Annotated in this window: 1 pseudogene; it reads left to right on the top strand. The window is 46.6% G+C overall.

Annotation, left to right across the window (positions count from 1 at the left end):
• Window positions 1-10: 10 nt before the first annotated feature.
• Window positions 11-719, top strand: a pseudogene (locus tag R7040_RS26420) (hypothetical protein); the annotation flags it as partial.

Consider the following 719-nt stretch of genomic DNA (forward strand, 5'->3'; position numbering starts at 1 on the left):
CAAGAAAATTATGATTAGATTTAGACAATCAAAACTGACGATATGTATCGCGGCGGCGTTGCCGATCCTATCGTACGCAAAAGACACCAGCCAGTTAGAAAAGCTGGGCAGTGACTCACTGGGTATTGAAGTTAACACGCATGAACAAACCGACAATTCTCGTATTTATCTGGAACAAGGTGCGATTTGGGTTAGCCGTGACATCATGCGCTTTGACCCAGTGTTGGATCTGAGCATCAGCAGCAATGTGGAAGTCAGAAACGGCAAACCTCTGCAAGAGATGAGTTTTGCTATCACTACCAACTTCAGCTACTACGTGGATCATTACCAATTAGAAGTGTATCGCGGTGGCGATCGTGGTTTGGTGTGTCCGCTGGCGGTGGTGGAAGGTCAGCAATTTGCCAACGATTTCAACATCGTTTGGGATGGCAAGACCGATCAAGACTACCAATTTGAATCCAACACGCAGCTTCTGTTTCGCTTAAAAGCGTTTGATAAAGACGGTAACATGGACGTGACAAGTGTCGGTGTGATCGATCTTGTTGAACCCGATTCTGAAGTCGACATCGACAAGAATGATGGCGAAGAAGATCAAAGCCGTAAGCTTGGCAAAGCTCAGTTGATGCGCCACAACATTCCTACCTCGGCTGGCCTGGCAAGGTTTATGGGTACGGGACTAAAAGATGTCGACAAGGTGGTGATTGGTGAAGATGAATTTG

It is taken from the genome of Vibrio sp. 1069, assembly GCF_033340555.1.